Origin of the sequence: Bacillus sp. ISL-55 (assembly GCF_018613155.1) — a bacterium.
In the GTDB taxonomy this organism is placed as follows: Bacteria; Bacillota; Bacilli; order Bacillales; family Cytobacillaceae; genus Mesobacillus.
On the sequence record NZ_JAGGQU010000039.1, the window covers coordinates 1 to 8616 of the forward strand.

Annotated in this window: 10 protein-coding genes; 6 read left to right on the forward strand and 4 right to left on the reverse strand. The window is 40.2% G+C overall.

Annotation, left to right across the window (positions count from 1 at the left end; all coding sequences use genetic code 11):
• The first annotated feature begins 192 nt into the window (after window positions 1-192).
• The 3 genes from J7E32_RS18360 to J7E32_RS18370 all read left to right on the forward strand — a co-directional run bounded on the left by J7E32_RS18360 (window position 193) and on the right by J7E32_RS18370 (window position 2805).
• On the forward strand, window positions 193-1146 hold the full coding sequence (locus J7E32_RS18360; RefSeq protein WP_214910445.1) for a YsnF/AvaK domain-containing protein: 954 nt from the start codon (window positions 193-195) through the stop codon (window positions 1144-1146).
• Between the two features lie 248 nt (window positions 1147-1394).
• Window positions 1395-2105 (forward strand): GDSL-type esterase/lipase family protein, encoded by a 711-nt coding sequence (locus J7E32_RS18365; RefSeq protein WP_214910447.1) that lies wholly within the window; start codon window positions 1395-1397, stop codon window positions 2103-2105.
• Window positions 2106-2238: 133 nt separating this feature from the next.
• On the forward strand, window positions 2239-2805 hold the full coding sequence (locus J7E32_RS18370) for a M15 family metallopeptidase (protein ID WP_214910449.1): 567 nt from the start codon (window positions 2239-2241) through the stop codon (window positions 2803-2805).
• A 65-nt stretch (window positions 2806-2870) separates the two neighbouring features.
• On the opposite strand, the gene J7E32_RS18375 is transcribed toward J7E32_RS18370, so the two are convergent.
• The 4 genes from J7E32_RS18375 to J7E32_RS23000 form a co-directional block, all read right to left on the reverse strand.
• On the reverse strand, window positions 2871-4100 hold the full coding sequence (locus J7E32_RS18375; protein WP_214910451.1) for an NAD(P)/FAD-dependent oxidoreductase: 1230 nt from the start codon (window positions 4098-4100) through the stop codon (window positions 2871-2873).
• Between the two features lie 240 nt (window positions 4101-4340).
• A complete protein-coding gene (locus J7E32_RS18380; protein ID WP_214910459.1) occupies window positions 4341-4760 on the reverse strand; it encodes a pyridoxamine 5'-phosphate oxidase family protein in 420 nt (139 codons plus the stop codon).
• Between the two features lie 90 nt (window positions 4761-4850).
• Window positions 4851-5090, reverse strand: coding sequence for a hypothetical protein (locus J7E32_RS18385; protein WP_483297618.1), 240 nt, complete (start codon window positions 5088-5090; stop codon window positions 4851-4853).
• A gap of 61 nt (window positions 5091-5151) precedes the next feature.
• Complete coding sequence (locus J7E32_RS23000; RefSeq protein ID WP_286183487.1) at window positions 5152-5280, reverse strand: hypothetical protein; 129 nt, start codon at window positions 5278-5280, stop codon at window positions 5152-5154.
• Between the two features lie 243 nt (window positions 5281-5523).
• Between J7E32_RS23000 and J7E32_RS18390 the strand changes: the two genes are divergently transcribed.
• The 3 genes from J7E32_RS18390 (at window position 5524) to J7E32_RS18400 (ending at window position 8425) form a co-directional block, all read left to right on the forward strand.
• Entirely contained in the window at window positions 5524-6252 is a 729-nt protein-coding gene (locus tag J7E32_RS18390) for a protein-glutamine gamma-glutamyltransferase (RefSeq protein ID WP_214910461.1), read from the forward strand.
• A gap of 201 nt (window positions 6253-6453) precedes the next feature.
• Window positions 6454-7926, forward strand: coding sequence for a UDP-N-acetylmuramoyl-L-alanyl-D-glutamate--2,6-diaminopimelate ligase (locus J7E32_RS18395; RefSeq protein ID WP_214910472.1), 1473 nt, complete (start codon window positions 6454-6456; stop codon window positions 7924-7926).
• 199 nt (window positions 7927-8125) lie between these two features.
• Complete coding sequence (locus J7E32_RS18400; RefSeq protein ID WP_214910485.1) at window positions 8126-8425, forward strand: metal-sulfur cluster assembly factor; 300 nt, start codon at window positions 8126-8128, stop codon at window positions 8423-8425.
• Window positions 8426-8616: the final 191 nt, after the last annotated feature.

Consider the following 8616-nt stretch of genomic DNA (forward strand, 5'->3'; position numbering starts at 1 on the left):
TAGAACTTTTGACACTACCAAAGCGAAGCGCCTGGAACGAAAATCAACAGACAAGTCTAACAGAGCCTTGGTTTAAAAAGGACGTGGCTAATTTTGGCAAGTCCTAAATAGTTTGAGTTCCTGTCCATGCCGGGTAAGAATACACTACCGGGGCAACCGGATGAATCATAAATTGAAATGGAGGAATTTAAAATGGCTAAAAAAGTAGTTGGAGTATATGATAATCAAACAGAACTAATTGAAGCAATTGAAGAACATAAAAACAAAGGCTATGCTGTTCAGGATTTCTCAATCATCGGTGATACAAATGATGTGACCACTGCACTTGAAAGCAGAACAGGAGTAACGACTGAAAATATTGGAACAGATACTGACGACCATCGGGAAGGCGGTTTCTGGCAAAGCTTGATGACAGCATTTGACGCAGATCGAAATTTGGGCGGCAATGAGCCTTCTATTTCCGATCGTCTGGTCAGTGTGGGCTTAACAGATGACGCGGCAAGTGAATACGAAGAAGATGTCCGAAATGGACGCATCATCCTATTAGCAGAAACGGCTGCATCTGGCCTTGATACTGAAGAATCAGGATATGTAACCGATACATCAGTAACAGGAGCCTATGATAATACTGATACATCAGTGACAGGAACTTATGATAACACTGATGAGCAGACTTTAAGGTTAAGAGAAGAGCAGCTTGATGTTTCGAAGGATAGAGTACAGGCAGGTGAAGTAGAAATTCACAAGGAAGTAGTAGAAGAGCAGCAGAAAGTAAACATCCCGGTCACGCGTGAGGAGGTTTACGTGGAAAGACGTGATGTGAATGAGGCTGTTTCCGGAACAGATGCTGTACTTGATGACGATGAAACGATCCGTGTCCCTATTATGGAAGAGAAGGTAGAGGTTACTAAGAAGCCGGTTGTTTCAGAAGAACTTGTCATTGGTAAGCGAGAAGTGAAAGATACGGAACAAGTCGTCGAAAGTGTAAAGCATGAGGAAGCACATCTTGAAGCTGGCGACGATCGTGTGGTCAATGAAGCAGATCTTGACCGCAACCGTGATTCACTTAAGAATTCAACTGACCTGGATCGTGACGGTTTGAATAATCCTTCAGGTATGTACCGTGACGGTTACGAGAAAAGATAAACATCCTGTAAAATAAGAAAAGACGCCCAAAGGGCGTCTTTTCTGCGTATTGAGGCGACTGACTGCACGCCACATCGTGCATTTCCATAAAGGAGCGTCTGTCGGCTTACACAATTCAGCTCATCGCTTGATAAATATAACACGTTGATCAAGCATTAGCAATAGGAAATTTTATCAAGGATACTTCACGTTTCATGTTCTACACGTACAGGGTAAAAAATCAAAAAGAAATAGAGAAGGGGCACATCATGAAGAAAAAAACATTACTGATTTCATCTCTTATAATTATTATTTTCGTCTCACTGGCTGCATTCAGTATAGTCAACCCTCAAAAAGGGGAAGGGGACAGGCTGGTAGTTGCATTCGGAGACTCTCTCACCTATGGATATGGTGATGAGAAGGGATCGGGTTATATTGATACACTGCAAACCAGGCTGGACAACGGAACTAAAAAGAACTATAACTTTGATAATGAAGCGATTTATGGTCTTGAATCTTCTGGTATCCTTACCCAGCTATCTGATGTGAGTATAAGAGGAAAGCTTGATGAAGCAGACTATTTCATCCTTTTTATCGGTACCAATGATTTAATCAATAGCAATGGCGGAAATTTAGAGAATCTAAAGCATGGAGAAATAGAGAAAGGGCAGCAAGAGTATTTGCAAAATCTGGAGGCGATCCTCAATATTTTGACTGATAAAAACGAGATAGCGCCGATTCTCCTGCTGGGCCTCTATAACCCCTACCCGGACAGCTCAGCAATCGAAGCGGTAATTAATGATTGGAATAAAGAAATAATCCAAGCAGCGAAAACAGAAAAACAGGTCATTTACATTCCAACCAATGATTTGTTTAAAGGAAAAGCTAAACAACAATATTTCAGTGATTCGCTTCATTTGAATGATAAAGGATACAAACTTATCACTGACCGCATTTTAGATGAATTCAGATTTGAATAGAATTTCCGAAAGGCTAAATCTCCTGGCAAAATCTAATGCCAGGTTTTTTAAACTGAAAAAATTTCCATGAAACCAAGCAAGGAGGAAATTCGTTATATAATAGAATAAAAGAATAGCTGAAAGGAATTTTAACGTGAAAAAGAAATTTTTGGGGAAGGCATCCATCACTTTTTTGCTGATTTTTGCTGCGCTCCTTTTATATTATCAATTCCTCACCCAGCCTGAAATTAATGAAGATGTACCTTTGCCGCAGGAACTTCATCCAGTTGTCCAGGAGAATAAGGATATGCTGGTCCAGAAGGCAGCAGAGAGAGGCATAAGGGTTTTGGTAACTGATGGTTTTCGGGGGTTTGAAGAACAGGATCAGTTATATGAAAAGGGAAGAACTAAAGAAGGCCAAATAGTCACACATGCTAAAGGCGGGGAGTCATACCATAATTTTGGTCTGGCAATCGACTTTGCATTATTGAATAAACAAGGAAACGCCATATGGGACACTGCTTATGACGGAAATGGCAATGGAAAATCGGATTGGATGGAAGTAGTAGGCATTGCCAAGGAGCTTGGATTTACATGGGGAGGAGACTGGAATCACTTTAAGGATTATCCCCATTTCGAAATGCGGTTCGGCCTGACAATAAATGACTTGAAGCGGGGGAAACGTCCTCCGGAAGATGCGTTGACTGCATCACAAAATTAAGCATCGGGGCTTTGAGGCTCCGATGCTTTTTTAAGGTTAATCAAGATGAATACATTGCTGAATGATCACTTTTGTTTGGAAATAGCCAACTCTGAATGTGGCTTTCCTACCTTAAAGAATTGTTTGATGACCAGTCCAGGTCCACCAAGTACGAAAAGGTAACGAGCTTCGATCACCTGCTTCATTAAAGCAGCGAATAAACCGCTGATCTTCAAACCAAAGACTTTTCCGACTGCTGCTTTGTTGCCGATGGAAGCGACTGTACCTTTGTGGTGGTATTCGAATGCTTTGAGTTGTTCACCTCTCAAGCTGGCAATTAAATTTGGTCCACAAACTTCTGCCTGTTGAATGGCAACCTGAGCAGTCGGTGGGAGGGTTGTCCCATCCTCTTTTACGAATAAAGCAGCGTCTCCAACACAAAAAACATTTTCCATTCCTTTTACCCGTAAAAACTTATCAATGATGATGCGGCCCTTTGAAATAGGCAAATCCAGTTTTTCGAGGAGGGTGTTGCCCCGGACACCTCCCGACCAAATCAATGTCCTTGAAGGAAGTTCTTCGCCGTTGTCCAATGTTATGGAAGTCGGAGAACATTCAAGGATCTTCGAAGAGGTCATCAGCTCTACACCATTCTTTTTAAAATAGCTTTCTGTAAAATCTATTGCCTCTTTATCGAATCCTGGCAGAACGGAAGCAGACGCTTCTATATTGATAATTCTTGTCGCTGATACAGGTATATCATATTTGAGACAAAGCTTTGGCATTGCTTCTATAAGTTCACCAATCATTTCTATTCCGGTAAAGCCCGCACCGGCAACAGCAAAAGTCAGTCTTGAAGGGTCAAGGTCCTCTTTATACGCCGCGAACTGTCTCAATATATGATTGTATATAGCCTTCGTACTCCTGAAGCTTTTGATCTTAAATGCATTTTCTTCAATTCCGGGTATGCCGAACGTACTTACATCGAAACCAAGGCCAATCATCAGGTAATCATAATCGATAAATTCACCAGTCTCGAGCTGTACTTTCTTAGAAGTAAAGTCAATTCCTTGAATTGTTCCTTTTTTGAATTGGATTTTATCTGTCTTTAGAAGGTCAGGTATATGTAAGGTGATTTTTTCGTCCGAAGCAGTGCCCGCACCTGTCTTATGAAGTTGAGTAGAGATATAGTGATAATCATGTTTATTGATCAAAGTAACTTGAGCTTCACCGTTCCGTAACGTTTTTTCAAGCTGGCGGCTAGTTATGAGACCACCATATCCCGCACCTAAAATGACTACTTTTGGAGTTTGCATCGTTATTCCTTCTTTCTGGTTGTTTATTGTAAAGAGATTCACATGTTTTAGTAAAAAAAATATAAAGTCCCTGGTAGTTTATAAGGATTGATTTGTGAAAAAATTCACAAATACTATCTACCAATAGATTACGATATTACTATTTTTATATCAATACGTATTTACGATTTAAATTCAACAAAAGTTTGACAAAACATCCAAAAAAGGAGGAGATGGAATAGCTCCATCTCCTGGCGGTGATCATAAATTGAGTGTTTCTGGTTCTCCATTATCGTTCATCAAACGAATGGTATCTGGTTTTATTTCAAGAATAATGTAATCGGGGTCATGAGGGTTCTCAATCCATTTCTCCATTTTCTCATTCCAGAACTTTTCCTTAAGTGACTCTTCTTCACGGATCGTAGCTGTTCCCTGTACCTCGATATAGGCATCACCCATTCCTTCGCCTTCATATCCGAGCAGGATATGGACATTCGGATTCTTTTTAATCTCTTCCGCTTTGTACGTTTCTTTGCTTGTTGGTGTGTATAATGTCAATTCATCGTTAAAAAAGGTCATGTATCGTGAGTGGGGTTTATTCCCGACTACGGTCGCCAGCGTGCCAACCTTCGATTCACCAAGAACCTGAGTGATTTTTTCTTTTAAGTCTTTACTTTCCATATGAATTCCTCCTTTTTTAGTTCCTGTTATTAATATTCTCTTTATAAAGCTTCATAAACCAAAAAAGCCCTGGGATTCCCAGGGCGGTTATTATAATTCGTTGTCGATATCTACATTGTATTTCTTTTCGCTTGAGGATGAGTCCTTTGAGTGATGCCCATCCTTTTCTTCATGTTTTTCCAGGTTAAGATCCTCCATCGGGATTGGGTCCACTGTCAATTCACTTTTGAATTTGTCATGAAGACTTTCTGTCTTGGTTTCATATTGCTCAGGGTTGTCCATGTTTTGGGTATTATCAACTGGAATGTTCTTTTTCTTTTCCTTTCCCACAATGCTCACCTCTCTTTATTTTAAAAAGCTGAATCTTGCTTTATTTTCATTTGGACATGACTTATTTATTGCTATTCGGTTCTTCCTGAGGTTTTACAGGGTCCCTTTGAGGCTCGATATCCTTGTTGTGTTCCTGTTTCTTCTCCTGTTCTACAGAACCGTCGTTATTATTTTTATTTATTTCTGTCATGACAAAAGCCTCCTTATCGCTGTGATTATAATAAAAATACCCTTTTTTAGGGAATTGAAACAAACAACATTTACTCATTGGTGAGATTAACTAAAAGGTCGAAGATGGGAAAATGCCAAACAGCTTCCTAAGTAATAGGAGCGAGTCCTTTTTTTTCAAGATTCTATTCAATGTCTTTTCAGTCATTCACCTTCATATAGTTAGAATGGATGTTTAAACAACGGAATATGGAGGGGGAGTGTGATGATAATCATCCGGTTTCCAGATGGTGCAAGCAGCCAATTGCTGAAGAATCTGTCTGGGAAACAGAAGGAAATATACGACCAACTAGACAATAGCCTGACAATGTTCGAATACGACACCACCTTTCAGCTTCTTTTTGAAATAAAACTACGCGAGAATATCATTGAAGCGGCATTAAAGCTTAAGGATGCTTCTGTAGCTTTTACCTCCTTCAAATATTCAAGCTTCAACCCAGTTTATTGGACAAAAGGACCGAGTGGCTATTTGTTGAATCCGAATATTCTGCCTTCTGCTGCGATTAATGATATTTATGAAAATGGTCAGGAATACGCATTCGAATGCTCAACAGCAATGGTTATCATTTTTTACAAAGCCGTTCTGGATTCAATAAGGTTGTCGGATTTCAATTATTTATTCAGAGGGCTGCTTGTTTGGAATTGGAATTATGACCCTGATTTGGCCATCATTACGTTAGAAGGAAATGAGTTTATACCTGGCGATGTGGTGTATTTCATGAATCCTGATTTTGATAAACCAATTTGGCGAGGAGAAAATGCTGTAGTCCTTGGAAATGGATTATATTATGGACATGGCATTGGAATAGGCACAGCCGAGGAAATGATCAAAGCTCTGAATACACTTCGGAAAACAGGTTCCACTACCACTGCCTTTATGCTCCAGCAGCATAGCAGGCTGAATTTTAAGTACTTGTCCCAGTTTTCCAAGTGAAATAGGTAAGAATAGTAAAAGACTGGCTAATTTGCCGGTCTTTTTTTCTATTTCCTATTACTCATTTTTTTAAAAAGAAGATCTTGTATCATTTACAGGGCATAGTTTTAAGTTTTGGGGGAATATAAAAAGAGACATATTATATACATTTCTAATTCCGGCTGTGGAATTTATAGGCATGTTAAAAAGGGAGTTTTGGAAATGAGATTAACTAAGGTGCTTGAAGGACTCGGCAGCAGTTTAAAAAAATACAGCAATGATGCAGACCCTGATTTATCTGGAATCCAGATGGATTCACGTAAAGTGAAGCCAGGAGATTTATTTGTTGCGATAACAGGTTTCCAGATTGATGGACACAAGTTTATTAATGAAGCGATAGACAATGGTGCTGCAGCAGTCATAGGCGAAAATGAGCTTGAACTTTCTGTACCTTATATTCAGGTATTCGACAGCAGGCTTGCACTGGGAAGGGCAGCTAGCGCATTTTATCAGCACCCGTCGAGGAAGCATACGGTGATTGGCATCACAGGTACAAATGGGAAGACAACCGTTTCTTACATTTTAAAGCACATCCTGGAGCATGCGGGAAAAAGCTGTTCTCTTCTGGGGACTGTGTCTTATATTATAAATAATGAAGTGTACAAGCCTTCCAATACCACTCCGGATGCTTTGCAAATTCAGGAATTGATTTCGAAAAGCAAAGATGAATTTGTTGTGCTGGAGGTGTCGTCACATGCCCTGAAGCAATACAGAATTGAAGGGCTTGAACTGGATTATGGGCTGTTCACGAATTTATCCCACGACCACCTCGATTATCATCCGACAATTGAAGATTACTTCGAGGCTAAAACAATGATGTATAACTACATGAAAAAAGAGGGTTCGGCTATTGTCAGCAGGTTGGGCGAGTGGGGTGACAGGCTGGACAGTATTTTAAAAGCTAAAGAAATTCCGGTATATTCAATTGGCTATGATGACATCCACGATTTGAAAATTGGGGACATTAAATTGAACGGAGAAAGCAGATTTGACATCCAAATGGGAGGAATCACCTACCCTTTGACTTTTCCATCACCTGGTCTGCACAATGTCTATAATGCTGCCATGGCCTTCTTGACAGCCGTAAAAATTGGGATCAGTCCTGATGTAATTTCTGAAGCGTTAAAATCTTTCCCAGGCGTGCCTGGGAGATTCGAGATGATCTCTCATCCAGAGGGTGCTACCTTCATCGTTGATTATGCGCATACTAAGGACGCGATTGAATACTGTCTGCAGGCAGCACAAGAACATGAGGCAGTTAAGGTAAAGCATATCTTTGGCTTTCGAGGAGAGCGGGACAAGACGAAAAGAGAGCATATGATCAAAGCCTCGGCAGCAATGAGTGATGAATTCACCCTGACCTTCGATGACCTGAACGGAATATCCGAAGAAGAGATGGCCAATGAATTAAAGGAACTGAACGAACGATATGGCATGAACAAAGGAAGAGTCATAACAGACAGGACCCTGGCGATCAGAGAGGCTTGGGAAAATGCCAGGAGAGGGGAATGGATCCTGATCACTGGCAAAGGCCCTGAGGAATATCAGTCAAGGTATGAAATTCCTACATCGTCGGATATAGAAACACTGTTATATTTAAAAAAACTACAGAACAAGGAAAAGGTAATTGGATGAAGGATAAGCAGGCTGAATAACACGCAGCCTGTTTTTTTAATGAATTAAACTCCTATCCGTAAACTGACACAAATTATCCTTCTAATAATGACAAAAATATGAAATGTGAAGTGGGTCACTCCAATATTTTGACAGCATCTCTTATGATATAAGTAAGCAAGACAATTGACCTGACTAATGCCGGGAGGAGGTACTCAATATGGATAAAAAAGAAATTTATAAAATGCTTGAAGAAATAGAAGAACCCATGCTTGGAGTCGATATTGTGAACCTTGGCCTCGTCTATGAAGTCTGTGTCAAGGACGATAAAGATGTAGAAATCGTTATGACTACAAGGAACGAAGATTGCATGCTTGCTGATTACATTGCCCTCTCAGCCCGCAAACACCTGGCTGGCCAGATGGGTAACCTCGAGCATATTGATATCAAAATGGTCTCAGCACCAAAATGGACACAGGACAGGATGTCTCATTATGCGAAATATTTATTGGATTTGTAAAACGCCATTTAAAATAACTTAAAAAGATTGCGACATCGCAGTCTTTTTTTATTGTTTTGTGTTAGAGTTTATTATTTCATGAATTTGTCCGAAGTCGCACTAGGTTCGGACAAAAGGCCAGCTCCATCTCAAGAATTTGTCCGAAGTCGCACCAGGTTCGGCCAAAAGGCTGGCTCCGTCTCATGAATTTG

What these genes read in the sequence shown, in the direction of transcription:
- J7E32_RS18365 (WP_214910447.1), top strand. Translation starts at nt 1,395, where the DNA reads ATGAAGAAAAAAACATTACTGATTTCATCTCTTATAATTATTATTTTC.
- J7E32_RS18380 (WP_214910459.1), bottom strand. Translation starts at nt 4,760, where the DNA reads ATGGAAAGTAAAGACTTAAAAGAAAAAATCACTCAGGTTCTTGGTGAA.
- J7E32_RS18360 (WP_214910445.1), top strand. Translation starts at nt 193, where the DNA reads ATGGCTAAAAAAGTAGTTGGAGTATATGATAATCAAACAGAACTAATT.
- J7E32_RS18400 (WP_214910485.1), top strand. Translation starts at nt 8,126, where the DNA reads ATGGATAAAAAAGAAATTTATAAAATGCTTGAAGAAATAGAAGAACCC.
- J7E32_RS18375 (WP_214910451.1), bottom strand. Translation starts at nt 4,100, where the DNA reads ATGCAAACTCCAAAAGTAGTCATTTTAGGTGCGGGATATGGTGGTCTC.
- J7E32_RS23000 (WP_286183487.1), bottom strand. Translation starts at nt 5,280, where the DNA reads ATGACAGAAATAAATAAAAATAATAACGACGGTTCTGTAGAACAGGAG.
- J7E32_RS18395 (WP_214910472.1), top strand. Translation starts at nt 6,454, where the DNA reads ATGAGATTAACTAAGGTGCTTGAAGGACTCGGCAGCAGTTTAAAAAAA.
- J7E32_RS18390 (WP_214910461.1), top strand. Translation starts at nt 5,524, where the DNA reads ATGATAATCATCCGGTTTCCAGATGGTGCAAGCAGCCAATTGCTGAAG.